Raw genomic sequence first — 26,691 nt, 5'->3', positions numbered from 1 at the left:
GCGAGGCGCAAAGCTAGCATGGGCGAGCGCGAGCGCCAAGCCGCGAGCCATGCGGTTCGGCGGCTGACCGGCCGGTCGCGCCGGGCTGTCGGATCGGCGGGCGCGTGCCAGAGCGGCCGGGGCGGGATCGAGCAATCAGGGCGCCGGACGCGAGGCCTGGTCGCCGCCTTCGGGAGCGGGCTCGGTGTTGAGCAGTTCGTCGTGTTCGTCCATGCGCCAGGGCAGGCTGCCGGGCGAGATGTGCAGGAAATGCAGGTACTTCTCGAACTGGTCGAGTATGTCGCTGATGATGTCCTGCTGCTCGTAGCCATAGACGTCGTAGGACTGCCCGCCGCGGCGCAGGAACACCTCCGCGCGGTAGTAGTGCGCGTCGCCGTCGGCGCTGGCCGGCTGGGCGAACGCCGGCATGGCGTACTGCATCAGGCGGATCTCGTAGACGAAGTCCAGCTGTCCCTCGCGCTGGACCTCCAGGTACAGCCGCGAGTTGGCCTCGTCGACATGCACCTCGGCTGGCCAGTCCTGCTCCTGCAGGCCGCGCTGCACGCGGCGCATGGCCTTCAGCACGGTGGTGGCCATGAAATTCTCCACCGCCTCGCGGTCGGGGAAGGTCACCAGCCCGGCCAGGCGCTTCTTCCACAGCCCGAGGCCGGCGTTGCTCGCCAGCCGGGTGCTCTGCATGTGGTTCTGCAGGCTCAGCTGGTGCCCCTCGATCACCAGCGCGCGCCACATGCCCAGCGCCATGAGCATCATCAGCACGCAGAACGGCAGGCCGCTGGTGATGGCCATGGTCTGCAGGGCGCTGAGCCCGCCGGCCAGCAGCAGGGCGGCGGCGACCACCCCTTCGATGCTGGCCCAGAACACCCGCTGCCAGACCGGCGTCTGGATGGCGCCGCCGGCGGCGATCGAGTCGATCACCAGCGAGCCGGAGTCCGACGAGGTGACGAAGAAGGTGACGATCAGCAGCACCGCCAGCACCGAGGCCAGCGAGGACAGCGGCAGCAGCTCGAACATCTGGAACAGCGCGATGGCGTGGTCGGCCTGCACTTCGGCGATGAGCTCGGTGTAGCCCTCGACCATGATCAGGTGCAGCGCGGTGTCGCCGAACACCGAGAACCAGAAGAAGGTGAACAGGGTCGGCACGATCAGCACGCCGAAGACGAACTGGCGGATGGTCCGCCCGCGGCTGATCTTGGCGATGAACAGGCCGACGAAGGGCGACCAGGAGATGGTCCAGCCAAAGATGAACAGCGTCCAGTTGCCGATCCAGTCGCTGCGGCTGTAGGCCTGAAGGTTGAAGGTGCGCTCGATGATGTTGTTCAGGTAGCTGCCGGTGTTCTGCAGGAAGGTCTCGAGGATGAACAGGGTCGGCCCGACCACCAGCACGAAGGCCATCAGCAGCGTGGCGAGCACCATGTTCAGCAGCGAGAGGTTCTTCACCCCCTTGTCCAGCCCGGCGACCACCGAGCAGACGGCCATGGCGGTGATCACCACGATGGCGATGATCTGCACGCCGACGCTGACCGGCACGTCCCACAGGTAGTTGAGGCCGGCGTTGATCTGGGTGACCGACAGCCCGAGCGTGGTGGCGATGCCGAACAGCGTGCCGAGGATCACCAGCACGTCGACGCAGTGCCCGATCGGCCCGTGGATGCGCTCGCCGATCAGCGGGTAGAGCGCCGAGCGCAGCGACAGCGGCAGGCCGTGGCGGAAGGAGAAGTACGCCAGCGCCAGGCCGACGATGCCGAAGATGCCCCAGATGTGGAAACCCCAGTGGAAGAAGGCGATCTGCATCGCCTGCTTGGCCGCGTCCACCGTTTCCGGCGCGCCGTCCGGCGGCGTCGAATAGTGCAGCACCGGCTCGGCCACCCCGAAAAACAGCAGGGCGATGCCGTAGCCGGCGGAGAACAACATGGCGAACCAGGCCGGGAAGCTGTACTGCGGCTCGGCGTGGTCGGGGCCGAGCTTGATGTTGCCCCACTTGGTCAGCGCGATGCCGACGATGAAGACCAGGAAGAAGGCCACCGACAGCATGTAGAACCAGCCGAAGCTGCGCGTGATGTAGGCCAGCACCGCGTCGAACAGTTCGCCCGCCAGCTGCGGGTTGCTCATGGTGCCGACCACCAGCAGTACGGTGATGACGACCGCCGGGACGAACACCGGCACGAGGATGATGGCCCTGGGCAGTTTCGCGGTATGGGGCATGCGCACGGCTCTCGGTGGGTTGTTGGATGAAGCGGCCTCCAGGCCACCGGCTCCTTTCATAGACTCGCGGGCGGCGAAAAGACTTCGTCGGATTTGACGGCGGCGGCCCTGCCGGCGCCGGGGGCGGACTGGGGCGGGTCAGTCGTTGCCGTCGGCCTCGGCGTCGTCCGGCAGCGCCTCCGGCTCCCTGGCGTTCTTGCCGTCGCTTTCGAGGTCGTCGGGGCTGTCGAGCGGGTCTTGGTCGGTGGGCTCTGCGTTCGGGTTCATGGCCTGGCTCCGGTGGCTTCTTCCGTTCGAGCCCGGGCGTGGCGTATCGTTCGTCGCAGCCCGGGGCCAGTGTCGAGCCGGTCGGCTCGTGTCTCGCCCGCGCGGCTGTCCCACAACGACAAGGAGCTCGACATGAGCCTCGTTCTGATCCTGCTGGCGTTGGTCGCCTTCATCGTGCTGGCGACCACCTGGCTGAAGCTGCATCCCTTCCTCGCCCTGCTGCTCGCCGCGCTCCTCGCCGGCTTCGCCTACGGCCTGCCGTCGGCGGACATCCTCAAGACCGTGGCCACCGGCTTCGGTGGCATCCTCGGCTACATCGGCATCGTCATCGTGCTCGGCACCATCATCGGGGTGATCCTCGAGCGCAGCGGGGCGGCCATCACCATGGCCGAGAGCGTCATCCGCCTGCTCGGCGAGCGTTTTCCCACGCTGACGCTGACCATCATCGGCTACCTGGTGTCGATCCCGGTGTTCTGCGATTCCGGCTACGTGATCCTGAACTCGCTGAAGAACGCCCTGGCCGCACGGATGAAGGTCTCGGTGGTCGCCATGAGCGTGGCCCTGGCCACCGGCCTGTACGCCACCCACACCTTCGTCCCGCCGACGCCGGGGCCGATCGCCGCGGCCGGCAACCTCGGGCTCGAGCAGAACCTCGGCCTGGTCATCGGCGTCGGACTGCTGGTCGCGCTGGTCACCGCGCTGGCCGGCATGCTCTGGGCCAACCGCTTCCTGCGCCAGGACGACGCCGAGCTGCTGGAGGAGGCGCCGAGCGAACTGCTGGCCAAGAACGAGGACTTCGAGACCCTCAAGCGCTCCTACGGCCAACTGCCGGGGGCCTGGCAGGCGTTCGCACCGATCTTCGTGCCCATCGCGCTGATCTGCCTCGGCTCGATCGCGGCCTTCCCGACCCGCCCGCTGGGCGATGGCCTGCTGTTCACCCTGCTCGGCTTCCTCGGCCAGCCGGTCGCCGCGCTGCTGGTCGGCCTGGCGCTGGCCTGCACGCTGCTCAAGGGCGAGAACAAGCGGCAGCAGTTCCATGACCACATCGCCGACGGCATCGTCGCGGCGGCGCCGATCCTGCTGATCACCGGCGCCGGCGGCGCCTTCGGCGCGGTGCTCAAGGCCTCGCCGCTGACCGACTACCTCGGTCAGAGCCTGTCGACGCTGGGCATCGGGCTGTTCATGCCGTTCCTGGTCGCCGCCGCGCTGAAGACCGCGCAGGGCTCCTCGACGGTGTCGCTGGTGACCACCTCGGCGATGGTCGCGCCGCTGCTGCCGAGCCTCGGGCTGGACAGCGAAATGGGCCGGGTGCTCACCGTGATGGCCATCGGCGCGGGCGCGATGACGGTCTCGCACGCCAACGACAGCTACTTCTGGGTGGTCAGCCAGTTCAGCCGGATGAAAGTGGCCACCGCCTACCGCGCACAGACCCTGGCGACCCTGATCCAGGGCATCGCCGGCATGATCACCGTGTGGGTACTGGGGCTGATCCTGCTGTGAGTCGTTCGGACAGGCGCCCGGGGTGGCGACTGTCCGGCAAAGCGATCGCCCCGGGGGCGGGCTCCCACAAATGCTTTCGGTCGCGCGAAGCCGTGGGAGGCCGCGCCCGTTCCCGACGGGCTTGCGGCATTCAGCCCATCCCGGTTGTAGGAGCGACCTTGGTCGCGAATGGATCCAACGCCGGAGCGGCGCTGCGCTCCAGCCCACCGGGCACGGGGCGTTCGGCCTCTGGTGGGTTGAAGCGGAACGCCGCCCGGCCCACCCTACGGCTGCACGGTCGGTGGGTTCTCAGCGCTGATCGTCGCTGTTGACCGCCGGGTCTTCCGGGAGCGTTTCCGGACCGGTGTACGCATCGTCCTCGAGGTCCGGCGTGGTGGCGTCCTCGATGTCCTCGGGCGTGTTGATCGGCGTCACGCGCTCGCCCTCGGTCGGCTGTTTCATCCGGCACCTCCTCAAACGTGGGGCTTGTCAGCGTTCGAGCGAGCCCGGCACCACCCGTTCGACCGGCATGCGGCCGGCCGTCGGGTGGTCGGCTGGCTCAGCGCACCAGGTGCAGGAAGTGCAGGTGCTTCTCGTACTGGTCGAGGATGTCGCCGATCACCTCGTCGCGGCGCCAGCCCATCAGGTCGTAGTTCTGGCCGCCTTCCTTCAGGTACACCTCGGCGCGGTAGTACTGCTCGTCCGGCTGCTGCTCGGTGCCGTCGGGTGCGTAGCTCGGCCGGTCGTAGGGGCGTGGGCGCACCTCGTAGACGAAGTCGACCTCGCCCTCGTGGGTGATCTCCAGCCGTACGCGGCCGTCCTCGCCGCGCGTCACCTGGGTCTCGAAGCCTTCCTCGTTCAGTTCCTTCTGCACCGCCTCGCAGGCCGGTTGCGCCACCTCGTCGAGGAAGCGCGCCACTTCCGGGCGCTGCGGGAATCGCACCAGGTTGTGCAGCCGGCGCTGCCAGCCGCCGGTCGCGCTCGGTGCGCTGGGGGAGATGTTCGGCGCCAGGTAGCGCAGGTCGCGCTTGGTGGCATCCAGCCGCAGCGCCTTGATCAGCCCCCACATCGACAGCAGCAGGACGAGGGTGAAGGGCAGGGCGCTGGCGATGGTCGCGGTCTGCAAGGCGGTCAGGCCGTCGGCCAGCAGCAGCGCGATGGCCACGACGCCCATCGACGACGCCCAGAACACCCGCTGCCACACCGGGGTCGGCTCGCGCCCGCCGGAAGCCAGCAGGTCGACCACCAGCGCGCCGGAGTCGGCCGAGGTGACGAAGAACACCACCACCATCAGGATCGCCACCACCGACAGCGCCGAGGCGAAGGGGAAGTGCTCGAGGAAGGCGAACAGCGCCAGCGAGCTGTCCTGGGAGACGGCGGCGCCGAGGTCGGTGATCTGCTCGATCATGATCATGTGGATCGCCGCGTCGCCGAACACGGTCATCCACAGCAGCGTGAAGCCGGCCGGTACCAGCAGCACGCCGGTGACGAATTCGCGGATGGTGCGCCCGCGCGAGATGCGCGCGATGAACAGGCCGACGAAGGGCGACCAGGCCAGCCACCAGCCCCAGTAGAACAGGGTCCAGCCGCCGATCCAGTCGTTCGGCTCGTAGGCGTAGAGGTTGAAGGTCTTGTTCACCAGGTCCGACAGGTAGTTGCCGGTGTTCTGCACGAAGGTCTGCAGGATGAACACCGTCGGCCCGACGATCAGCACCAGTGCCATCAGCAGCAGGCCGAGCGACAGGTTGAGCTCGGACAGGCGGCGCACGCCCTTGTCCAGCCCGGTCACCACCGACAGGGTCGCCAGCGCGGTGGTGCCGATGATCAGGGCGATCTGCACCGGCGCCGAGATCGGCACGCCGTAGAGATGGTTCAGGCCGGTGTTGATCTGGGTGACGCCGAAGCCGAGCGAGGTGGCGACGCCGAGCACCGTGCTGATGACGGCGAACATGTCCACCGCGTGGCCGATCGGGCCATGGATGCGTTCGCCGATCAGTGGGTAGAGCGCCGAGCGCAGCGTCAGCGGCAGGCCCTGGCGATAGCTGAAATAGGCCAGCACCAGCGCGACGATGGCGTAGATCGCCCAGGCGTGCAGGCCCCAATGGAAGAAGGTGACGTTCATCGCCTCGCGGGCGGCCGCGACGGTACCGCCGGTGCCGGTGGGCGGGTCGAGAAAATGCATCACCGGCTCGGCGACGCCGAAGAACATCAGGCCGATGCCCATGCCGGCGGAAAACAGCATGGCGAACCAGGTGGTGTTGTTGTAGTCCGGCTCGCTGTGATCGGGGCCGAGCTTGATGTCGCCGTAGCGGGTCAGGGCAAGCAGCACCACGGTCAGCAGGATGATCGCGACGGCCAGAATGTAGAACCAGCTGACGTTGGCGATGATCCAGGTCTGCAGGTCACTGAACAGGGCCTGGGCCTGGTCCGGCAGCAGCGCGCTGTAGAGCACCAGGGCGAGGATGATGATGGCGGACCCGTAGAAAACGGGCGGATTGAGGGTCGGCGGGGATGGCTGTCCGGCCTGCATGCAGCTCTCCTGTTTCTTGCGATTCGAGGGGGGCGCCTGTGGCGAACGGCACAGCCTAACACTGATGGCAGTCTAATGGCGACTGTACCGGTTGGTGCTCGGGCGTGCCTCGCGCCTGGATCCCTGGCGAAGAGCGCGTTGGACAACTGGTCTGGCGCAGAAAAAATGGTCATGCGAACGATGGTTAGGGCCCTGGCGCGCGGTCAAAGTTCAGCCGCGTGTTCGCCGACGATCGGCTCGAATCGCGCACGCTGGGAGCGGCGATGGCCGGAACTGCGCCAGCGCCGCGGCAGCCTTCCCCTCACTGCCAGCGCCATCCCCCTGCAAGCCACCTGGGCCCCTAATGCCGTTCACTTAGGCAAGCTCGCCCCGAGGTCGGGCCTCCCACAAAAGCGGAGCTGCCCGCCGAGCCCTGCGGGAGGCTGCGCCGGTTCCTACGGGCTCGCGGCATCCATCACATCCCCGTGGGAGGCGCGCCCTCGCGGCGATGCAGGCCGTAGGCCTGCCCGAGGCCAAGGGTCCATCACTTAAGTGAACAGCATTGACCTGGGCCCCGGCCTGCATCGGGCGACGGGAACAGGCGTTTCGGTGCTCGTCCGTGCTGAAACGGGGCGTTGGGGCGCAGCCATGACCGGGCCGGACCAAGGCACGAACCCCCAGTCTCACTCCCACCTGTCGTACCGGCGCAGGCCGGTACCCAGAGGGGGAGACCACCGAACCTCGGCCAACGTATACGGGTGCCAGGCCCACGCCATTCGCTGGCCCGGCGGGACTCGAACGAACGGCCCGGGCGCCGAGGCCCGGGCCGGCAGCGCTCAATGCGCCTTGTTGGCGGCCAGCGCCGCTTCGATCAGGTCGGGGCCGATCTCCGCCTCGTACTGCTTCCACGCCGGCTGCACCGCTTCGCGCCAGGCCGCACGCTGTTCCGGGGTGAGCTCGATGATCTCGCTCTTGCCGGTGGCCACCACGCCCTGCTTGGCCTTGTCGTTCAGCGCCTGCGCCTGGCGGTTCACTTCCAGGCTGACCTCCTCGACGATCTTGTCCAGTTCGCCGCGGATGTCGTCCGGCAGGCCGTTCCAGAAGTTGGCGTTGGCGATCAGCACGTAGTTGCCGATGGCGTGGTCCGACTCGGTCATGTACTTCTGCACCTCGAAGTACTTCTGGCTGTAGATGTTCGACCAGGGGTTGTCCTGGGCATTGACCACGCCGGTCTGCAGCCCCTGGTAGACCTCGGCCATCGCCATCTTGCGCGGCACCGCATTGAGCGCCTGGAACTGGGCCGCCTGCAGGTTCGACGGTTGCACCCGGAACTTCAGTCCGCGGGCGTCCTCGGGTTCGCGCAGCGGCTGGTTGGCGGTCAGCTGGCGCATGCCGTTGAGCCAATAGGCCAGGCCCTTGATGCCCTTGTCCTCCATCGAGGTCAGCAGGGCGCGGCCCTTGGGCGAGTTCTGGAAGCGGGTCGCGGCTTCCATGTCGTCGAAGAGGAACATCAGGTCGAAGATCTGCAGCTTCTTGGTGTACTGCTCGAGCTTGGTCGGTGCCGGCGCGATCAGCTGCACGTCGCCGAGCAGCAGCGCCTCCATCTCCTTGCCGTCGCCGTAGAGCGACGAGTTCGGGTAGACCTCGACCGTGACCTTGCCCGGCAGGCGCTCCTCGACGAGCTTCTTGAACAGCAGGGCGCCCTGGCCCTTGGGCGTGCTTTCGGCGACCACGTGGGAGAACTTGATGACGATCGGGTCCTGTGCCTGCGCGAAGCCGGCGAAGAGCAGGGACAGGGCGCAGAAGAGCGCCCGGATGCGGGGTTTCGACATGTTCGGCTCACCTCATTGTTATTGTTGGATCAGTGATGGAAACGGTACGTACGCAAGACGGTGCTGTCGGCAGGGCTCCTCATGGTGGTGGGTGGATGGCCGACCCCTGGAAGCAGGAGCCGGGCCCGTATCACTTGCTGAAAGTCGATTCGCGGGCCTTGATCAGTGCGAGCACGGTGTCGTTGACCGGCGTAGGGACGCCCAGTTCGGCGCCCAGGCGCGGGATCGAGCCGTTGATCACATCCACCTCTCCGCGCAGGCCGGCAAGGTGGTCGAGCAGCATGGACGGCCGCGCATGGGGAATCTTGCCGCCCAGCTCGCGGATGTGCCCGAGCGGGTCGTCGAGCGCCAGGTTGACGCCCAGCGCCTGCGCCACCGCGACGGCTTCCTTCGCGCAGCCGCTGGCCACGCGCCAGGCATGCGGGTCGGCCATGACCTGGCCGATGGTCAGTCCGGTCAGGCAGGTGCTGCCGGAGAAGGTCACGTTCATGATCAGCTTCTGCCAGACCATCTGCCGCGTATCATCGAAATGCCGCACGCGGAAGCCGGCCGACTCCCAGATGCGCGTGGACGCTTCGAGCTTCTCGCGAGGCAGCCCGGCGTAGGCGCCGAACCAGGTGATCTCCATGCCGTTGTGATGCACGTGGCCTGGCGCCCGCCGCGAGGCGCCGAAGCCGCCGACCACGCCGATGGCCAGCCGGTCGGGGCCGACGATGGGCGCCACCCGGTCCGCCGAACCCAGGCCGTTCTGCAGCGTCTGCACCACGGTGTCCGGGCCGAGCAGCGGCAGGCAGGCCTCGGCCGCCGCTTCGACGTCGAAGGCCTTGGTGGCGATGATCACCAGGTCGCAGACGCCGATGCCTTCGGTGCGGGTCGAGGCGCTGGCCAGGCGCACCGTGCGGTCGCCGCTGACGCCCTCGACCCGCAGGCCCTTTTCGCGAATGGCCGCCACATGGTCTTCCCACAGCGTCACGCAATGCACTTCGTGGCCGGCGTCGGTCATCAGCCCGGCGTAGACGGAACCCATGGCCCCGCATCCGACGATCGCTACCTTAGCCATGCGCTGCCTCCAGTTGCTCGAGCACCGCGCGGGTGACGTCCGTGGTGGTCGCCTGGCCGCCGAGGTCGCGGGTCAGCACGCCGGCCTTCAGCGCCTGCTCGGTGGCCTGGCGGATGTCCGCCGCCGCCCTGGCGCAGCCGGGGTCTTGGTGCCGCTCGGACAGCCAGTCCAGCATCATCGCCGCCGACAGGATCATCGCCACCGGATTGGCCAGCCCCTGGCCGGCGATGTCCGGCGCGGTGCCGTGGCTGGGCTGGAACACCCCGTGGCGCTCGCTGACGTCGGCCGAAGGGGCTACGCCCAGCCCGCCGACGATGCCGGCGCCGATCTCGGAGGTGATGTCGCCGAACACATTTTCGGTGACCACCACGTCGTAGCGCTCGGGGTTGGTCACGAACATCATCGAGCCGGCATCGATGTAGATACGGCTGGTGCCGATATCCGGATGGCGCTCGGCCACTTCGTCGAACACCTTGCGCAGGAAGGCGTTGCTGCGCAGCACATTGGCCTTGTCCAGCAGCGTCACGTGGCCCGGCGTGCCCTGGCGCTCACGGCGGGTGCGGGCCTGGGCGAAGGCCAGCTCGAAAAGCTTCTCGCTGGTCCTGCGGGTGATGGTCAGGCGGTCGCTGACGCTCTCGTCGCTGGGCTCGAGCCTGTCGTGGCGGCCGGCGAACAGGCCCTCGGTGGTCTCGCGGATGACCAGCAGGTCCACCTTGTCGGCCTTCAGGCGGGTCGGCACGCCGGCCATCAGCCTGCAGGGGCGCAGGCTGGCGAACAGCCCGTAGTGCTCGCGGATGTCGATCTGCGGGGCGATCTCGGTGCCGTCCGGCTTGCGAATGTCCGGCAGGCCCATGGCGCCGAGCAGCACCGCATCGGCCTGGCCGATCTCGTCCATGGTCTGTGGCGAGATGGACAGACCGGTGCGGCGGTAGTAGTGGGCGCCCGCCTCGTGATGGCTGTACTGCATCTCGACGGCCTGCGGCGCGATGGCCCGGTCGAGCACCGAGAGGGCGGCCTCGACCACCTCCGGGCCGATGCCGTCGCCGGGCATGATCGCGATTCGGTACGCACGCGACATAGGGAAACTCCTGACATTGTTGTTATTGGAGTTATTTCTATAGTCGGCGATTCACTTGCATGCAAGTGACGCATGCAAAAACACGCTACTTCAGTATGCGGTTGCTGGCGAGCTGCTCCAGCAGCGGCAGCAGGGTGGCCATTCCCCGGGTCCTGTGGGCTTCCAGCGCTTCCCGCGCGGCCAGCGGATCGCGCGCCAGGATGGCATCGAGGATCGCCTTGTGATCGACGTTCGACGCCACCGGCGTGGGACGCAGGCGCAGGGTGAGCAGGCGCGCCCGGTGGGCCTGTTCGCGGACGTTGCGCGCCAGGCGGGAGAGATGCGGATTGCCGCTGCTGTCGACGAACAGGGTGTGGAAGCGGTCGTCCGCCTCGGCCCAGGCATCCAGGTCGTCGCGCTCCAGGGCGCGCTCGCCCTCCCGGCGCGCCTGGTCCAGCGCCTGGTCGATGCCGTCCGCGGCATGTGCCTCGCGCGAGGCCAGGCGCATCACACCGAGGGCCTCGAGACTCATCAGCACCTCGTAGACGTGCCGCATCTCGTCGGCGGTGACGCTGGAGATCTGTACCCCCTTGCGCGGCAGGAAGCGCAACCAGCCCTCCTGCTCGAGCTTGACCACCGCTTGGTGCACCGGTGTGCGGCTGACCTGCAACAAGGAGGCGATCTGCTGTTCAGAAAAGCGCGAGCCCGGTGGCAGTTCGCAATGCAGGATGGCGGCCTTGATCTTCTGGTAGGCGGTATCGGTGAGCGAATCCTTGACGGCGCAATCCGGGTTCGGCTCGGCGGGAAGGGTCTGCGGCATGCCGGATCGTCCGGTGGGATGATCGCCTCATGGTACGCGCTGCTCGCGAGTCTTGCATGCGAGCGATGCATGCCAGCGATCGGGCCCGCTGCAACGCGCAGGTTGGCGTCCGGTCGCATGGGGGAGCCGTTCAGCTCGGGATATCGAACGGCGGTGATATCATTTTGATGTTTTTTTTTGCTGGAAGCCCGGGTAGGCGCGAGGCGCGCGCAGGGGCGGCAGGCGAGGGCGTACGGAATCTGGAGGGTTTGGGTTTGACGCAGCGTTATGGTTCCACCAAGGCGAAAGCCGGTGTCCTTTCCGTCGTCGCGCTGGTGGCCATTCTGATGCCGATGTGGCTGTTGCTGCTGCTCTGGATCCGGCACGAACACGCGCTGGTGGAGCAGGCGGCGCGCAACGACGCGATGAACCTCGCCACCGCCTTCTCCGGGCACGTTCGCAGCGTCATCCAGTATGCCGATACCTTGATCCTCGACCTGCGCGACGATGCGGCGCACAACAACCCGAGGGGCTTCGAAGACTTCGCCAAGCGCAAGTTCTCGGTGTACGGCGATCTGGTCGCCCTGTTCGGGATGATCGATGCCCGTGGGCGGCTGGTCTACACCGACCACGGGCCGGTCGAGGAACCGGTCGACCTGAGCGACCGCGAGCATTTCCGCATTCACCGCGACAACCCCGGCCAGGACCGGCTGTACATCAGCAAGCCGGTCCTGGGGCGGGTGTCCGGCATCTGGGCGATCCAGGTGACCCGGCCGGTCTTCGACCAGGGCCGGTTCGCCGGCGTCTTCAGCCTGTCGGTACCGGTCAGCTACTTCACCGATTTCTACAAGCAGATCAACGTCGGCGATGCGGGGCTGATCGCCCTGGTCGGCCTGGACCGCGCGCCGCGCGCCATCGCGTCGGGCAATCCGCTTCCTCGCAAAGAGACCACGTTGCTGCCTGCGGACCGGCCCTATTTCGACAGGGCCCGACCCGACCAGGGCTTCTACACCGGGATGAACGTACTCAACGATCAGCAGAGCCTCGTGGCCTACCGTCGTCTGAACGACCTGGGGCTGGTGGTCCTGGTGCAACTGGCGCCCGCCGACTACCTGGCCGCGTTCAAGGACCGGGAGCAGCTGCTGGTGCTCTCGGCGGGGGTGGTCTCGGCCCTGCTCCTCGCGGTCGCCCTGCTGGGCTTCTATGCCGCCAGGCGGCATCTCGACAACACCGCCGCGTTGAAGGCGGCGCATGAAAAGCTGCGCCAGTTGGTCAGTATCGACCTGCTGACCGGCGCGCAAAGCCGGCGCGCCTTCCTCGAGGTGCTGGACGCGGAACTGATGCGCGCGCATCGCCACCGGCAGCCGCTCGCATTCCTGATGCTGGACATCGACCACTTCAAGCGGGTGAACGACACCTACGGGCACCCGGTCGGCGACGTCGTGCTGAAGGAATTCGTAGCGATCTGCCGAGGCGCCCTGCGCGCCCACGACGTGCTCGGGCGCCTTGGCGGCGAGGAGTTCGCCGCACTGCTGCCGCACACCGACGCGGACGGCGCCGTGCGGGTGGCCGAGAAGCTCCGCCTGGCCGTCGCCGAGGCGACCATCGCCACGGCCAAGGGCGACCTGCGGATCATCACCAGCGTCGGCGTGGCGACCGCCTTGCCGGCAGGCGACGACCCGGAGCATCTGCTCGGCAGGGCCGACGAAGCCCTGTACGCGGCCAAGCACAGCGGTCGTAATCGCGTCAGCGTGACCCCGGCCGGTTCCGTCGAGTATGTCTGAAGCCCTAAAGCTCCGGCGCTGGCCCTGAAACGACGAAGCCCCTGAGTCCTTGCGGAATCAGGGGCTTCTATGTGGTGGTGCCCAGGGACGGAATCGAACCGCCGACACGGGGATTTTCAATCCCCTGCTCTACCAACTGAGCTACCTGGGCAACGGGGCGCCATTAAACGGATTTGGCTTTCGACTGTCAAGCGGAGCCCGGAAAAATATTTAGCCAGGACGGGCGTTTAGCGTCGTCACTGGCTCGGCGGCACGTAGCCTTCGGCCTGTGCGTAGTCTTCGCCGGAGAGGAACTTGTCCATTTCCGCCTGGAGGAACTTGCGGTCCTCGGCGTTCATCATGTTCAGCCGGCGCTCGTTGATGAGCATGGTCTGGTGCTTCTGCCAGTCGTCCCAGGCCTGCTTCGACACGTTGTTGTAGATGTCCTCGCCTTTCGGGCCGGGGTACGGCGGACGGTCCAGCCCGGGCAGTTCTTCCTTGTACTTGCGGCAAAGCACGGTGCGGGTCATGGCAGGTCTCCAGCAATGAGTTCGGTGGCCGCGCGGGCCAGCAGTGTCTTGACCGGGGCGGCCAGGCCCAGGCGCGGCGGGGTGGCGAGGTTATACCAGAGCCAGTCCGCTTCGGTCACGGCGGGGGCGGCGCCCTGGACCTCGACCAGCCAGGGCTCGATGGCCAGCTGGAAATGGCTGAAGGTGTGGGTCAGCGCCGGCAGTTCACGGCGTTCGCCGAGCCGCAGGGCATGGCGGGCGGCGAGCGGGTCGAGGCCGGTCAGGTCGTCCAGCTCGGGCAGGCTCCAGAGGCCGCCCCAGAGGCCGGTCGAGGGCCGCCGGTAGAGCAGCACCGCGCCGTCGCGGTTGGTCAGCAGCGGCATCAGCGTGCGTTTGCGCGGCAGTGCCTTGCGCGGCTTGGGCGCCGGGAAGGCGCCCTCGCGGCCCAACTGGTGGGCGCGACAGCCCTGCTGCAGCGGGCAGAGCAGGCAGGTCGGCTTGCTTCGCGTGCAGAGCGTGGCGCCGAGGTCCATCATCGCCTGGGTGTAGTGGTTGACCCGCTGCTGCGGGGTCAGGCGCTCGGCGGTTTCCCACAGCTGGCGCGCCACCTTCGGCTCGCCGGGATAGCCCTCCTGCGCCACGTAGCGGGCCAGCACGCGCTTGACGTTGCCGTCGAGGATGGGCGCGCGCAGGCCCATGCTGAGGCTGGCGATGGCGCCGGCGGTGGAGCGGCCGATGCCCGGCAGTTCGGCGAGCGCCTCGACGTCGCGAGGGAACTCGCCGCCGTGCTGTTCGACCACCAGCTTCGCGGTGCACTGCAGGTTGCGCGCGCGGCTGTAGTAGCCCAGCCCCGTCCACAGGTGCAGCACTTCGTCTTCCGAGGCGGCGGCGAGCGCCTGCACGGTGGGCAGCGCGGCCATGAAGCGGTCGAAATAGCCGAGCACGGTGGCGACCTGGGTCTGCTGCAGCATGATCTCCGAGACCCAGACGCGGTACGGCGTGATGTCCTGCTGCCAGGGCAGGTCCTTGCGGCCGTGGCGGTCGTACCACTGCAGGACCGCCTGGCCGAACTGCTCGGGGCTCATCGGTTGAACAGCCCCTTGAGCGCGTCCTTGAGGTCCGGGGCCACCTTGTCGCCGAATTCCTTTTCCAGCTTCTCGGTGAGCTTCTGCCCGGTGAGGGTGGCGGCGATCTTGCCGAGGCCGTCCTGGTCCAGGCGGCAGGCGCGCGCGCCCAGTTCCAGCGGGCCGCGACAGCGCAGCGGCCATTCCAGACCGACGTAGCGCTCGTTGACCTGGCAGGCCGGATCGGGCATCTCGCCCTTGTCGCCCTCGATGACGATGCCGACGCGGTAGTCCATGCCCAGCGTGCGCAGGTCGAGGTCGCCGGCGCCGTTGACCGTCAGCCCGGGAATGCTGGCCCGCAGGTCGGGATTCTGCGCCACGCCGTTGGTCAGCCGCAGGCTGCCGCGCAGGCTGCGGAACGGCGTGTCGCGCCCGCGCGGCTCGCTTTCCAGCGTCTTGCGGTTGAGCGTGGCGATGGCCCGGCACAGCTGCTGTTCGAGGTTGGCGTCGACCAGCACGCCGTTGTCGACCACGAAGGCGAGCTTGCCGTTGAGGTTGTCGACCCAGGCGCGCTGGCTGTCGCCGCGGGTCTGCAGGTCGGCGTCCATGTTCAGCAGGCCCTTGACCACCGGCTTCTGCTCCAGGCTGGTCAGCAGGCGCTCGACCGGCGCGCGGGCGATGCGCGTCTGCAGCGACAGCAGCGGCAGCGCCTGGCGCACGTCGAGCTGGCCGTTGGCGTCCAGGCGCCCGCCGAACAGGTTGGCGTGCGCCTCGTCGAGGTTCAGCAGCCCGCCCTTGCTGCCGGCGCGCAGGGCGAAGGCCTCCAGCGGCAGCTTCTTCAGCGTCAGCTGGTCGAGGTTGACCGCCAGCTGGCTGTCGAGCCGGCGCAGGGTGTCGACCGGCAGCACCTTCTCGTCGCTCCAGGCCATCGCGGTGGGCTTGTCCGGCAGCGGCGTGGTGCCGCTGCCGACGGCCGCTTCGGCGCTGGATACGTCGCGCTGGCGCGCCGCGCTGCTGGCCTTGTCCTCGGCGCTCGGCGGCGGCAGGTAGCGGTCCAGGTCGAGGCGGTCGCCCTTGAGCGTGACGCGCAGCGCCTGGCTGGCGAAATCGGCGATGCCGAGGTTGCCGGTGAGGGTGGTGTCGTCGACCTTGAGGGTCATTTCCTCGAAGGTCAGGCTCTTCTGCGTGCCGGCCAGGCGGGTGACCAGCTCGACCCGGCCCAGCGCGTTCTGGTCGGCCATCGGCGGCAGTTGCTGGCCGACGCCCTGGAGGAACTCGCGGCCGTTGAACTGGGCGATGGTCAGCGCCCCGGCCAGCTTGGGCTCACTTTGCAGCTCGCGCAGTTTCAGCTCGCCGAGGCCGCGCAGCTGGTTGGCGGTGAACTTCAGGCCGTTCCATTCGGCGATCTGCGCCGCCAGGTCGACCAGCAATTCGCCCTGGGCGGTGAAGGCCAGGGTCTTGCCGTCGAGCGGTTCGCCCGAGGCCTCGCCGGAAAGGCGCGCGTTCTCGAACTGGTAGCGGCGCAGGCCGTTGTCGAAGCGCAGCGTGCCCTGCAACTCGGTGTGGGCGCGCATGACCGGCTGGTTGCTGCCGAAGTAGGCGTCCAGCTTGACCGGCACCGGCGCGCCCTCGCGGATGGCGCCGGTGGTCAGGTGGATGCCCTCGGCGCTGAGCTGCTGGCCGCTGCGCGCGTCGCTGTAGGTGACCCGGGCGTCGCTCACGGTCAGGCTGTCGATGTCCAGCCGCAGCGGCCGGCGCCCGGTGTCCGCGGTTTCCTCGCGCACCTCGGGCTGCTCGGCTGGCGCGGGTTCGCTGGCGGTGCCCTCGGCCGGCTGCGGCGGTTCGCCGATGCCTTCCCAGTTGCCGCGGCCCTGCTCGTCGCGGGCGAGCGTCAGGTTCAGGCCGTTGACGGTGATGTCGCTCATCTGCACTTCGCGGCGCAGCAGCGGCATCACCCGCACCGACAGGCCGAGCATGCGCAGGTCAGCGAACGGCTGGTCCGGCGTGCGGCTGGCGGCCAGGGTGGTGTCGTGCAGTTCGAGGCCGAGCCAGGGGAACAGGCTCCAGCCGATGTCACCGTTGATGGTCAGCTCCAGCCCGGCCTTGTCGCGGGCGAGCTGGCGGATTTCGTCCTTGTAGTCATTGGGGTCGAAAAGATGGGTCAGGGCGAAGCCGAGCGCCACGATGATCAGCAGCAGCCCGAGTAGGACGAGGCCCAGGATCTTGCCGAGCGCTTTCATGACGGATCCTTGTGTTGAATGTTTTTTGAGCGGGCCGAGTATAGCCTCGGCTCTCCTTTGCACGCGCTTGATGGCAGATTGCTTTGAGCTGGTGTGCGCCGCACGGTTCCCGTCTGTGCCTGCGTGCTCAAAGCGGCTCGAGCGGCAGGCCGGTGCGTGCGGCCAGGGCACGGGCTTCCAGGTGGTCGGGCGGGGCGGCGAGCGCCAGCGTGCTGCCCCCTTCGTTCGCCAGGCGCCGGGCTTCGTCCAGCAGGCGCCGGCCGACGCCGCGATGCCGGGTGATCCGGCGCACGCACAGGTGCGACAGCCGCCAGCAGTCGTCCCCCCGCTGCAGCCGCGCGGCGCCGAGCAGGCGGTCGTTGAAGCGCCCGGCGAGCAGCGAGCCGTCGGCCAGCGCGGCCTCGATCAGCGCCTCGGCGTCGGGGTAGGGCGTCAGCAGCCAGGCCGGCGCGTCGGCGTAGATCTTCGCCAGGTCGACCCGATCCTGGGCGGACGGTGCGGTGACCGTTTCGACGAAAACGGGCATGGGCGGGCTCCGGTGGGCGGGCCGGCCAGTGTAAACCCGGCGGCGGCCCGCCGGTAGCCGGGGCCTGTGCGCGGGGCCTATAATGGCAGCCTTTTTCCCGATCGCTTTTTGTGGAGCAGGTGATGGCCGATCGTACGGCGTTCGTCGAGCGCAACACGCTGGAAACCCAGGTCAAGGCCTCGATCAATCTGGATGGCACCGGCAAGGCGCGGTTCGCCATCGGCGTGCCCTTTCTCGAGCACATGCTCGACCAGATCGCCCGCCACGGGCTGATCGACATCGACCTCGAATGCAAGGGCGACCTGCACATCGACGACCACCACACCGTCGAGGACGTCGGCATCACCCTCGGCCAGGCCTTCGCCAGGGCCATCGGCGACAAGAAGGGCATCCGCCGCTACGGGCACGCCTACGTGCCGCTGGACGAGGCGCTGTCGCGCGTGGTGATCGATTTCTCCGGGCGTCCGGGCCTGCACATGAACGTGCCCTACACCCGTGCGGTGGTCGGCAACTTCGATGTGGACCTGTTCCAGGAATTCTTCCAGGGCTTCGTCAACCATGCCCAGGTGACCCTGCACATCGACAACCTGCGCGGGCAGAACACCCATCACCAGATCGAGACGGTGTTCAAGGCCTTCGGCCGGGCGCTGCGCATGGCCGTCGAGCACGACGAGCGCATGGCCGGGCAGATGCCGTCGACCAAAGGGTGCCTGTGATGCAGACGGTCGCCGTCATCGACTACGGCATGGGCAACCTGCACTCGGTGGGCAAGGCGCTCGAGCACGTCGGCGCCGGCCGGGTGCTGATCACCAGCGACGAGAAGACCATTCGCGAGGCCGACCGCATCGTCTTTCCCGGCGTCGGGGCGATCCGCGACTGCATGGCGGAGATCCGCCGCCTGGGCTTCGACCGCCTGGTGCGCGAGGTCAGCGTCGACCGCCCGTTCCTCGGCATCTGCGTCGGCATGCAGGCGCTGATGGAGCGCAGCGAGGAAAACGGCGGGATCGACTGCATCGGCCTGTTCCCCGGCCAGGTGCGCTTCTTCGGCAAGAACCTGCACGAGGACGGCGAGCACCTGAAGGTGCCGCACATGGGCTGGAACGAGGTCCGCCAGGCGATCGACCACCCGCTCTGGCACGCCATCCCGGAGGCCGGGCGCTTCTATTTCGTGCACAGCTACTACGTCGAGGCGGGCAACCCGCGCCAGGTGGTCGGCCGCGGCCACTACGGCAAGGATTTCGCCGCGGCCCTGGCCGACGGCTCGCGCTTCGCCACCCAGTTCCACCCCGAGAAGAGCCATACCCACGGGCTGCAGCTGCTGCAGAACTTCGCGGCGTGGGATGGGCGCTGGTAAGGACGGCGCTGCGCGCGAGGCTGAACGCTGGAAGGCTGGACGTCGATCGAGCCGCTTTTCGTCCAGCCTCCAGCCTATGGCCTCCAGCGAATCAGACAGTCCCGATTTTTTGAGGAAGAAGTTCCGATGTTGATCATCCCCGCAATCGACTTGAAGGACGGCGCCTGCGTGCGTCTGCGCCAGGGCCGGATGGACGAGTCCACGGTATTCTCCGACGATCCGGTGAGCATGGCCGCGCGCTGGGTCGCCTCCGGCTGCCGGCGGCTGCACCTGGTCGACCTCAACGGCGCCTTCGAGGGCCAGCCGGTCAACGGCGAGGTGGTCACCGCGATCGCCGAGCGCTACCCGGACCTGCCGATCCAGATCGGCGGCGGCATCCGCTCGCTGGAGACCATCGAGCACTACGTGCGCGCCGGGGTCAGCTACGTGATCATCGGCACCAAGGCGGTGAAGGAGCCGGAGTTCGTCGGCGAGGCCTGCCGCGCCTTCCCCGGCAAGGTGATCGTCGGGCTGGACGCCAAGGACGGCTTCGTCGCCACCGATGGCTGGGCCGAGGTCAGTCAGGTACAGGTGATCGACCTGGCCAGGCGCTTCGAGGCCGACGGCGTGGCCGCCATCGTCTACACCGACATCGCCCGCGACGGCATGATGCAGGGCTGCAACGTGCCGGCCACCGCGGCCCTGGCCAATGCCACGAAGATCCCGGTGATCGCCTCCGGCGGCATCCACAACATCGGCGACATCCAGGCCCTGCTCGACGCCAACGCCCCCGGCATCATCGGCGCCATCACCGGCCGCGCGATCTACGAGGGCACGCTGGACGTGGCCGAGGCGCAGGCGGTCTGTGATCTTCGGATGAAAGACGAGTAAAAGCGTTGGAGGCTGAAGGCTGGACGAGGAGCGTGCTGCTCTTTCGTTCAGCCTTCAAGCCTCTAACCTCCAGCGATTTGCTGGCAATAGGGCTAACGGAGATCCACCCATGGCGCTGGCCAAGAGAATCATCCCCTGCCTCGACGTGGACAACGGCCGCGTGGTCAAGGGCGTCAAGTTCGAGAACATCCGCGACGCCGGCGACCCGGTGGAGATCGCCCGGCGCTACGACGAGCAGGGCGCCGACGAGATCACCTTCCTCGACATCACCGCCAGCGTGGACAACCGCGACACCACGCTGCACACGGTCGAGCGCATGGCCAGTCAGGTGTTCATCCCGCTGACCGTCGGCGGCGGCGTGCGCACCGTGCAGGACATCCGCAACCTGCTCAACGCCGGAGCCGACAAGGTCTCCATCAACACCGCCGCGGTGTTCAACCCCGAGTTCGTCGGCGAGGCCGCGCAGCGCTTCGGCTCGCAATGCATCGTCGTCGCCATCGATGCGAAGAAGGTCTCGGCGCCGGGCGAAACGCCGCGCTGGGAAATCTTCACCCACGGCGGACGCAAGCCCACCGGGCTCGATGCGGTGGCCTGGGCGAAGAAGATGGAAGACCTCGGCGCCGGCGAGATCCTGCTCACCAGCATGGACCAGGACGGCGTCAAGAGCGGCTACGACCTGGGTGTGACCCGCGCCATCAGCGAAGCGCTGGGCATCCCGGTGATCGCCTCGGGCGGAGTCGGCAACCTGCAGCACCTGGCCGACGGCATCCTCGAAGGCAAGGCCGACGCCGTGCTGGCGGCGAGCATCTTCCACTTCGGCGAATACACGGTGCCGGAAGCCAAGGCCTTCATGGCGGCGCGCGGCATCGTGGTGCGCTGAAGCACTCCTCGGGCCGAACTGCGTCCTTGGCGTCGCAGCTACGCGAATTGCACCCGTAGGGTGGGCTTCAGCCCACCAACGGGCGAAATGAAAATGTGACGGGAGTCCCGACGGACCGCTGCCGGCGCGGTCGCAGGCAGAGCCTGCTCCTACAGGGCGCCGGCCGCCGTGCCTTCCCTTCTCCTCCCGGGAGAAGGTGGCCCGCAGGGCCGGATGAGGGAAGCCTGCGCCAAATCAACGAACTGTTCGGCTGACCATAGGCACCGGGTGGGCTTCAGCCCACCAATGCTGGCTAGCGCCGTGCGATTCAATCCAGCCTGGGTGGGTGTAGTGCCGGCGCGGTCGCAGGCAGGGCCTGCTCCTACAGGGCGCCGGCCGCGGTGCCTTCCCTTCTCCCCCGGAGAAGGCCCGCAGGGCCGGATGAGGGAAGCCCGCGCCAAACCAACGAACTGTTCGGCTGACCATAGGCACCGGGTGGGCTTCAGCCCACCAATGCTGGCTAGCGCCGTGCGATTCAATCCAGCCTGCGTGGGTGTAGTGCCGGCGCGGTCGCAGGCAGGGCCTGCTCCTACAGGGCGCCGGCCGCGGTGCCTTCCCTTCTCCCTCGGAGAAGGCCCGCAGGGCCGGATGAGGGAAGCCTTCGCCAAACCAACGAACTGTTCGGCTAAACGTAGGGGCACCGTAGGGTGGGCTTCAGCCCACCAATGCTGGCTAGCGCAGGCGCAACATGGTGCGCTGAAGCGGAACGCCGTCCGGCCCCACCTGCGTCTTGGGAGCTCCGCTCGTCGGTGCGCCTTCGGGGTGCACCCTGGTTCTTCGGCAGGCCGCGCTGGCGCACAGTCGGCGCGCGGCGGGGTTCCCGGCGCCCGTTCCGGCCCGCGCCACAAAGGAGCTGTAGCAGCCACAGGCGGCCCGAATACAGCCATGGTTCGCATCTTGCTTTGCACGAGCGGCGCTCGCGGCACCCAGCGGAGGGGGTGACGCCGAGCGGCGAAGTGAACTCACAAGGAGCGTTCCATGCTGAAACCGATCTTCACGGCAGCCCTGCTGCTGCTCTGCATCCAGGCGCACGCCGAACTGCCCGTCGATTACCGGGTGGTGATGCAGACGGAGAACTTCCCACCCTTCAACATGGCCGAGGATGCGAAAAACTTCGCCTACGAACGGAACATTACCGGCATCAACACCGAGATCGTGCAGGAGATGTTCAGGCGTTCCGGCGTGCCCTACCAGATGGCGCTGCGTTTTCCCTGGAGTCGCATCTACAACCAGACCCTGCAGCAGCCCAACCACGCGCTGTTCTCCACCACCTTCACCGAGGAGCGCAAGCCGCTGTTCAAGTGGGTCGGGCCGCTTGCCGGCACCGGCTGGGTGCTGCTCGCCAAGCCGGGTAGCGGCATCCGCCTGGGCAGCCTCGCCGAGGCGGCCACCTACCGCGTGGGCGCCTACAAGAACGACGCCGTCAGCCAGCACCTGGAGAGCCAGGGCCTGCAGCCGGTGAACGCCCTGCAGGACCAGATGAACGTCGGCAAGCTGGTCAGGGGGGAGATCGACCTGTGGGCGACCACCGATCCGGTGGGGCCCTACCTGGCCAGGCAGGAAGGGGTGAGCGGGCTGGAGACGGCGCTGCGCTTCAGTGACGCCGAGCTTTACCTGGCCTTCAACAAGGACACCCCGGACGAGGTGATCGAGCGCCTGCAGACCGCGCTGAACCAGATGCGCGCCGACGGCACCGTCGAGCAGATCAAGCGCCGCTACCTCTGAGTCGCCGGGCGCCGTCAGGCGCCCGTCAGCCGGTCACTGCCCGCGGGTGAGGTTCAGGCCCTTGAGCAGGGTCAGCGCCTGGCCGAGCTGGTAGTCGTCGTCCTGCGGGCGCGGCGAGTCGCTGACCACCTGGGTGGCGCTCGGGCGGTCCGGGGCGCCGTTGCCATTGCCCAGGTGCCCGGTCAGGTCGGCTTCGCGCACGCCCTGCGCGCCGCCTTCCTCGCGGGTCAGGCGGGCGCGCTCGACGCGGATGTCCGGGTCGATGCCCTGGGCCTGGATCGAGCGGCCGTTGGGGGTGTAGTAGAGCGCGGTGGTCAGCTTCAGCGCGCGATCGTTGTTCAGCGGCAGCACGGTCTGCACCGAGCCCTTGCCGAAGCTCTCGGTGCCCATCACCACGCCGCGCTTGTGGTCCTGCAGGGCGCCGGCGACGATCTCGGAAGCCGAGGCGCTGCCGCCGTTGATCAGTACCACCAGCGGAACGCCCTCGCTGGCGTCGGCCGGGTCGGCGGAGAAGCGCAGCTCGGAGTTGGCGATGCGGCCCTTGGTGTAGACGATCAACCCCTTGGTGAGGAAGTGGTCGGCGACTTCCACCGCCGACTGCAGCACGCCGCCGGGGTTGTTGCGCAGGTCCAGCACCAGCCCCTCGAGCTTCTTGCCGCCGTTCTCCTTGCGCATGCTCGCCAGCGCCTTGGCCACTTCCTCGCCGGAGGCGACCTGGAACTGGGTGATGCGCAGGTAGCCGTAGTTCGGCTCGAGCAGCTGGCTCTTGACGCTCTTGACCTTGATGTTGGAGCGGGTGAGGGTGACGTCGAACGGCTTGCCGCCCTCGCGTACCAGGGTCAGCGACACCTCGGTGCCGGGCTTGCCGCGCATCTGCTCGACCGCCTGCATGATGGTCATGCCCTTGGTCGGGTGGCCGTCGATCTTGACGATCAGGTCGCCGGCCTCGAGGCCGGCCTTGGATGCCGGCGTGTCGTCGATCGGTGCGACCACGCGGATGAAGCCGTCCTCCTCGATGCCGACTTCGATGCCCAGCCCGCCGAACTCGCCGCTGGTGGTCTCCTGCAGGTCGGCGAAGGCCTCGGGTTCGAGGTAGGCCGAATGCGGGTCGAGGTTGCTGAGCATGCCCTTGATGGCGTTCTCCAGCAGGGTTTTGTCGTCCACCGGTTCGACGTAGGCGGCCTTGATCCGATCGAGCACCTCGGTGAAGGTGCGCAGCTCGTCGAGCGGCAGCGGCGCCTTGTTGCCCGGCGACGCCAGCGCCGGTGGCGCCGGGATATCCGCGGGCACCGCCTCCTCCTGGGCGTGGGCGCCGCCGTGCAGGGCGGCGAGCAGGGCCAGGGCAAGCGAGGATGGACGGGCAAAGCGACGCAAATGCTGCATGTCGAACTCCAAGTATGGGCGCGCTAACCCTGCGCGCGGCACCATTGCGCCGGGTCGCTGGGGCGGCCCTGCTGGCGAATGGCGAAATACAGTGCGGCGGTTTCCTGGCCACCGCTGGTCCCCACGGTGGCGATCGGATCACCCGCCTTGACGATCTCTCCGGCGTCGCGCAACAGGCTCTGGTTGTGCCCATAGAGGCTCAGGTAGCCGTTGCCGTGATCGAGGATGACGAGCAGCCCCGCCCCGCGCAGCCAGTCGGCGAACACCACGCGGCCCCCGTGCACGGCGCGCACCGGGGTGCCGGCGGCGGCGCCGATCAGCACGCCGTCCCATTTGCTTCGAGCGTCGCCGCCGCGCGGAGTGCCGTAGCGCGCCACCAGGCGGCCGTCGACCGGCCATGGCAGGCGGCCCTTGGCCTCGGCGAAGGGGCCGCCGAACACCGCGCCGCTGCCGCTCACCAGCGGGCCGGAGGCAGCCGGCGCAGCGGCGCTCTGGCGCCGCTGCTCGGCCTCGCGCGCCGCGGCCAGCGCGCGCTGGCGGGCCAGTTCTTCCTCGCGTGCCTGGCGCGCCAGGGTTTCCTCGATGGTCTTGAGCACCCGCTCGAGCTCGGCGCGCTCCTGCTGGCGCGCCTGCAGCTTGCGCTCGCGGCTGGACAGGTTCTGCTCGAGCTTGGCCAGCGCCAGCTTGCGCTCCTGGCGGACCTCGGCCAGGCGCGCCTGGCGGTCCTCGAGGCCGGCCTTCTGCTCGGCCAGGGCGTTGCTGCGGGCCTGGATCTCGGTCTCCACGACGGCCAGCTGGTCCAGCGTCTGGTTGAAGGCGGCGACCTGCTCGAAGCGCGCCTTGCTCAGGTAGTCGTAGTAGGTGACGGTGCGGCTGAATTTCTCGGGGCTCTGCTGGTTCAGCAGCAGCTTGAGGTATTCCTGCCGGCCGCTCTGGTAGGCGGCGCGGGCCTGGATGCCGATCAGTCGCTGCTGCTCGAGCCGGGCGCCCTCGAGGGTGGTCTTCTCTTCCTCCAGCCGGTCGAGCTCCTGCTCGTTCTTGCGCAGTTCGAGCTGCAGCTCGTCGACCTGCTTTTCCAGCTGGCCCATCTCGGTTTCGGTGCTTTTCAGCTCCTTCTGCACGCCGGACTTCTCGCGCTCGATCTGCTTGAGCAGCTTCTGCAGCTCGGCGATGTCCTTGCGCGCGGCCTCGATCTGCTGGCGCGTGGCATCGCGGTCATCCGCCGCGGCCGGGCCCAGCAGGCAGGCCAGGAAGAGTGCGAGTAACAAGCGGGACATGGGGGCGTACCGGGAAACTGGACGGCGGTAGTATGCCGAAAAACATCGAGGAAAAGCGCTGGAAGGCTATAAGGCGGGACGGGTTGCGCAACTAACGAAGCCCGTGGCCTCGCTTGGCTCGGAAGGCTGGCACGCCACCACCTCGTCCAGCCTCCAGCCTCCAGCCTCCAGCCTCCAGCCTCCAGCCCTACAGCCTTCAGCCCAGCTCGACGATCGTCCTGCCGGTCATTTCCTCCGGCACCGGCAGGCCCAGCAGCGTCAGCATGGTCGGGGCGACGTCGGCGAGCACGCCGCCTTCGCGGATGCGCACCGGGCGCTGGCCGACATAGATGAAGGGCACCGGCTCGCAGGTGTGCGCGGTGTGCGCCTGGCCGGTGGATTCGTCCGACATCTGCTCGACGTTGCCGTGGTCGGCGGTGATCAGCGCCTCGCCGCCGACCTTCGCCAGCGCCTCGGTGATGCGGCCGATGCAGCCGTCCAGGCACTCCACGGCCTTGACCGCGGCCTCGAACACGCCGGTGTGGCCGACCATGTCGCCGTTGGCGTAGTTGACCACGATGACGTCGAAGCGCTGCTGCTCGATCGCTTCGACGATGCGGTCGGTGACCTCGGGCGCGCTCATCTCCGGCTGCAGGTCGTAGGTGGCGACCTTCGGCGACGGGATCAGGATGCGTTCCTCGCCCTCGAACGGCTCCTCGCGGCCGCCGGAGAAGAAGAAGGTCACGTGCGCGTACTTCTCGGTCTCGGCGATGCGCAGCTGGGTCTTGCCGTTCTTCGCCAGGTATTCGCCGAGCACGTTGTGCAGTTCCGAAGGGCCGAAGGCGCAGGGCGCCGGGATGGTCGCGGCGTACTGGGTGAGCATGACGAAACCGGCCAGCTGCGGGCGGCGCTTGCGGGTGAAGCCGGTGAAATCGTCCTCGACGAAGGCGCGGGTCAGCTCGCGGGCGCGGTCGGCGCGGAAGTTCATGAACACCACGGCGTCGCCATCCTCGACCCGGACCGGCTCGCCGATCACCGTGGCCTTGACGAACTCGTCGCTCTCGCCGCGCTCGTAGGCGGCGATCAGCCCGTCCACCGCGTAGTCCGAGCGGTACTCGGCCTGGCCGTCGACGATCAGGTTGTAGGCCTGCTCGACACGATCCCAGCGGTTGTCGCGGTCCATCGCGAAGTAGCGGCCGATGAGGCTGGCGACCTTGCCCTTGCCGAGGCGGCCGAAGGTAGCCTGCATCAGCTCGATGGAACTCTGCGCGCTCTTCGGCGGCGTGTCGCGGCCGTCGAGGAAGGCATGCAGGTAGATCTTCTCGGCACCGCGCCTGGCGGCCAGTTCGGCCATCGCCACCAGGTGGTCCTGGTGGCTGTGCACGCCGCCGTCTGACAGCAGGCCGAGGATGTGCACGGCCTTGCCGTTGCCCACCGCCTTGTCCACCGCCTGGCAGATGGTCGGGTTGTCGAAGAACTCGCCGTCGCGGATGGCCTTGGTCACCCGGGTGAAATCCTGGTACACCACGCGGCCGGCGCCGAGGTTCATGTGGCCGACTTCGGAGTTGCCCATCTGTCCGTCGGGCAGGCCGACGTCCATGCCGCTGCCGGAAATCAGGCCGTGCGGCTGGGTCGCCAGCAGACGGTCGTAGACCGGCGTGCGGGCGGCGTGAATGGCGTTCGATTCGGGGCTGTCGCTATGCCCGAAGCCGTCGAGGATGATCAGTACCAGGGGTTTGGGCGCGGCAGGCATGGTTCTGGCTCCTTGCTGGGGGTCCGAAGAGGGCGGCAAGTCTACTGGCAGACCGCCGGAGCGTCATCCGCCCCAGGGTTCGCCCGGCCGGGGGCGCTGTGTATACTGGCCGGCATTTTATTCC

Annotated in this window: 22 protein-coding genes and 1 tRNA gene; 7 read left to right on the top strand and 16 right to left on the bottom strand. The window is 68.1% G+C overall.

Going from position 1 to position 26,691, the window contains the following annotated elements; all coding sequences use genetic code 11:
- Nucleotides 1–135: 135 nt before the first annotated feature.
- Both H610_RS0103110 and H610_RS26070 read right to left on the bottom strand, forming a co-directional pair.
- The gene (locus H610_RS0103110; RefSeq protein WP_028238319.1) at nt 136–2,202 is read right to left on the bottom strand and encodes a BCCT family transporter; all 2,067 of its coding nucleotides are present in this window, start codon (nt 2,200–2,202) and stop codon (nt 136–138) included.
- 138 nt (nt 2,203–2,340) lie between these two features.
- A complete protein-coding gene (locus tag H610_RS26070) occupies nt 2,341–2,469 on the bottom strand; it encodes a hypothetical protein (RefSeq protein WP_256380895.1) in 129 nt (42 codons plus the stop codon).
- A 132-nt stretch (nt 2,470–2,601) separates the two neighbouring features.
- Between H610_RS26070 and H610_RS0103100 the strand changes: the two genes are divergently transcribed.
- Complete coding sequence (locus tag H610_RS0103100) at nt 2,602–3,969, top strand: GntP family permease (protein ID WP_028238318.1); 1,368 nt, start codon at nt 2,602–2,604, stop codon at nt 3,967–3,969.
- A 288-nt stretch (nt 3,970–4,257) separates the two neighbouring features.
- On the opposite strand, the gene H610_RS25665 is transcribed toward H610_RS0103100, so the two are convergent.
- The 6 genes from H610_RS25665 to H610_RS0103070 all read right to left on the bottom strand — a co-directional run bounded on the left by H610_RS25665 (nt 4,258) and on the right by H610_RS0103070 (nt 11,226).
- Entirely contained in the window at nt 4,258–4,410 is a 153-nt protein-coding gene (locus H610_RS25665; RefSeq protein ID WP_161630453.1) for a hypothetical protein, read from the bottom strand.
- Nucleotides 4,411–4,507: 97 nt separating this feature from the next.
- Nucleotides 4,508–6,478 (bottom strand): BCCT family transporter, encoded by a 1,971-nt coding sequence (locus H610_RS0103090; protein WP_028238317.1) that lies wholly within the window; start codon nt 6,476–6,478, stop codon nt 4,508–4,510.
- An 815-nt stretch (nt 6,479–7,293) separates the two neighbouring features.
- Nucleotides 7,294–8,289, bottom strand: a complete 996-nt coding sequence (locus tag H610_RS0103085) for a TRAP transporter substrate-binding protein (protein WP_028238316.1) — start codon at nt 8,287–8,289, stop codon at nt 7,294–7,296.
- Nucleotides 8,290–8,419: 130 nt separating this feature from the next.
- The gene (locus H610_RS0103080; protein ID WP_084166363.1) at nt 8,420–9,349 is read right to left on the bottom strand and encodes a ketopantoate reductase family protein; all 930 of its coding nucleotides are present in this window, start codon (nt 9,347–9,349) and stop codon (nt 8,420–8,422) included.
- Nucleotides 9,342–10,427 carry an isocitrate/isopropylmalate dehydrogenase family protein gene (locus H610_RS0103075; RefSeq protein ID WP_028238314.1) on the bottom strand — a complete coding sequence of 362 codons (1,086 nt, stop codon included), beginning with the start codon at nt 10,425–10,427 and terminating at the stop codon, nt 9,342–9,344. Before H610_RS0103075 ends, H610_RS0103080 begins: the two co-directional genes overlap by 8 nt.
- An 85-nt stretch (nt 10,428–10,512) precedes the next feature.
- Nucleotides 10,513–11,226 (bottom strand): GntR family transcriptional regulator, encoded by a 714-nt coding sequence (locus tag H610_RS0103070; protein ID WP_028238313.1) that lies wholly within the window; start codon nt 11,224–11,226, stop codon nt 10,513–10,515.
- A 56-nt stretch (nt 11,227–11,282) separates the two neighbouring features.
- Here H610_RS0103070 and H610_RS0103065 point away from each other — a divergent pair, with 56 nt between their 5' ends.
- A complete protein-coding gene (locus H610_RS0103065; protein WP_330216809.1) occupies nt 11,283–12,989 on the top strand; it encodes a sensor domain-containing diguanylate cyclase in 1,707 nt (568 codons plus the stop codon).
- A 75-nt stretch (nt 12,990–13,064) separates the two neighbouring features.
- On the opposite strand, the gene H610_RS0103060 is transcribed toward H610_RS0103065, so the two are convergent.
- The 5 genes from H610_RS0103060 to H610_RS0103040 form a co-directional block, all read right to left on the bottom strand.
- Nucleotides 13,065–13,140: transfer RNA gene (locus H610_RS0103060), tRNA-Phe, on the bottom strand.
- An 85-nt stretch (nt 13,141–13,225) separates the two neighbouring features.
- Nucleotides 13,226–13,498, bottom strand: coding sequence for an oxidative damage protection protein (locus H610_RS0103055; RefSeq protein WP_028238311.1), 273 nt, complete (start codon nt 13,496–13,498; stop codon nt 13,226–13,228).
- Nucleotides 13,495–14,562, bottom strand: coding sequence for an A/G-specific adenine glycosylase (gene mutY, locus H610_RS0103050; RefSeq protein WP_028238310.1), 1,068 nt, complete (start codon nt 14,560–14,562; stop codon nt 13,495–13,497). Before mutY ends, H610_RS0103055 begins: the two co-directional genes overlap by 4 nt.
- Nucleotides 14,559–16,781 (bottom strand): AsmA family protein, encoded by a 2,223-nt coding sequence (locus H610_RS0103045; protein WP_028238309.1) that lies wholly within the window; start codon nt 16,779–16,781, stop codon nt 14,559–14,561. Before H610_RS0103045 ends, mutY begins: the two co-directional genes overlap by 4 nt.
- A gap of 127 nt (nt 16,782–16,908) precedes the next feature.
- Nucleotides 16,909–17,307, bottom strand: coding sequence for an acetyl-CoA sensor PanZ family protein (locus tag H610_RS0103040; protein WP_028238308.1), 399 nt, complete (start codon nt 17,305–17,307; stop codon nt 16,909–16,911).
- A 122-nt stretch (nt 17,308–17,429) separates the two neighbouring features.
- Between H610_RS0103040 and hisB the strand changes: the two genes are divergently transcribed.
- From hisB to H610_RS0103015, 5 genes are all read left to right on the top strand, one after another.
- Complete coding sequence (hisB, locus tag H610_RS0103035) at nt 17,430–18,023, top strand: imidazoleglycerol-phosphate dehydratase HisB (RefSeq protein WP_028238307.1); 594 nt, start codon at nt 17,430–17,432, stop codon at nt 18,021–18,023.
- Nucleotides 18,023–18,661, top strand: coding sequence for an imidazole glycerol phosphate synthase subunit HisH (gene hisH, locus H610_RS0103030; RefSeq protein WP_028238306.1), 639 nt, complete (start codon nt 18,023–18,025; stop codon nt 18,659–18,661). Before hisB ends, hisH begins: the two co-directional genes overlap by 1 nt.
- Before the next feature lie 126 nt (nt 18,662–18,787).
- Nucleotides 18,788–19,531: a 1-(5-phosphoribosyl)-5-[(5-phosphoribosylamino)methylideneamino]imidazole-4-carboxamide isomerase gene (gene hisA, locus H610_RS0103025; protein WP_028238305.1), complete on the top strand. Its 744-nt coding sequence runs from the start codon at nt 18,788–18,790 to the stop codon at nt 19,529–19,531.
- Between the two features lie 109 nt (nt 19,532–19,640).
- Nucleotides 19,641–20,411, top strand: coding sequence for an imidazole glycerol phosphate synthase subunit HisF (gene hisF, locus H610_RS0103020; RefSeq protein ID WP_028238304.1), 771 nt, complete (start codon nt 19,641–19,643; stop codon nt 20,409–20,411).
- 1,017 nt (nt 20,412–21,428) lie between these two features.
- On the top strand, nt 21,429–22,175 hold the full coding sequence (locus tag H610_RS0103015; RefSeq protein ID WP_028238303.1) for a substrate-binding periplasmic protein: 747 nt from the start codon (nt 21,429–21,431) through the stop codon (nt 22,173–22,175).
- A 33-nt stretch (nt 22,176–22,208) separates the two neighbouring features.
- Here the strand turns inward: H610_RS0103015 and H610_RS0103010 are convergent, their stop codons facing one another.
- The 3 genes from H610_RS0103010 to gpmI all read right to left on the bottom strand — a co-directional run bounded on the left by H610_RS0103010 (nt 22,209) and on the right by gpmI (nt 26,567).
- Nucleotides 22,209–23,558: a S41 family peptidase gene (locus H610_RS0103010; protein ID WP_028238302.1), complete on the bottom strand. Its 1,350-nt coding sequence runs from the start codon at nt 23,556–23,558 to the stop codon at nt 22,209–22,211.
- Nucleotides 23,559–23,581: 23 nt separating this feature from the next.
- On the bottom strand, nt 23,582–24,835 hold the full coding sequence (locus H610_RS0103005) for a murein hydrolase activator EnvC family protein (RefSeq protein ID WP_028238301.1): 1,254 nt from the start codon (nt 24,833–24,835) through the stop codon (nt 23,582–23,584).
- A gap of 196 nt (nt 24,836–25,031) precedes the next feature.
- A complete protein-coding gene (gpmI, locus tag H610_RS0103000; RefSeq protein ID WP_028238300.1) occupies nt 25,032–26,567 on the bottom strand; it encodes a 2,3-bisphosphoglycerate-independent phosphoglycerate mutase in 1,536 nt (511 codons plus the stop codon).
- Nucleotides 26,568–26,691 lie beyond the last annotated feature (124 nt).

The sequence above is a fragment of the Stutzerimonas azotifigens DSM 17556 genome (assembly GCF_000425625.1).
Taxonomy (GTDB): domain Bacteria; phylum Pseudomonadota; class Gammaproteobacteria; order Pseudomonadales; family Pseudomonadaceae; genus Stutzerimonas; species Stutzerimonas azotifigens.
The sequence above is the reverse complement of the archived record's forward strand: the minus strand, read 5'-3'. Positions and strand labels throughout refer to the sequence as shown.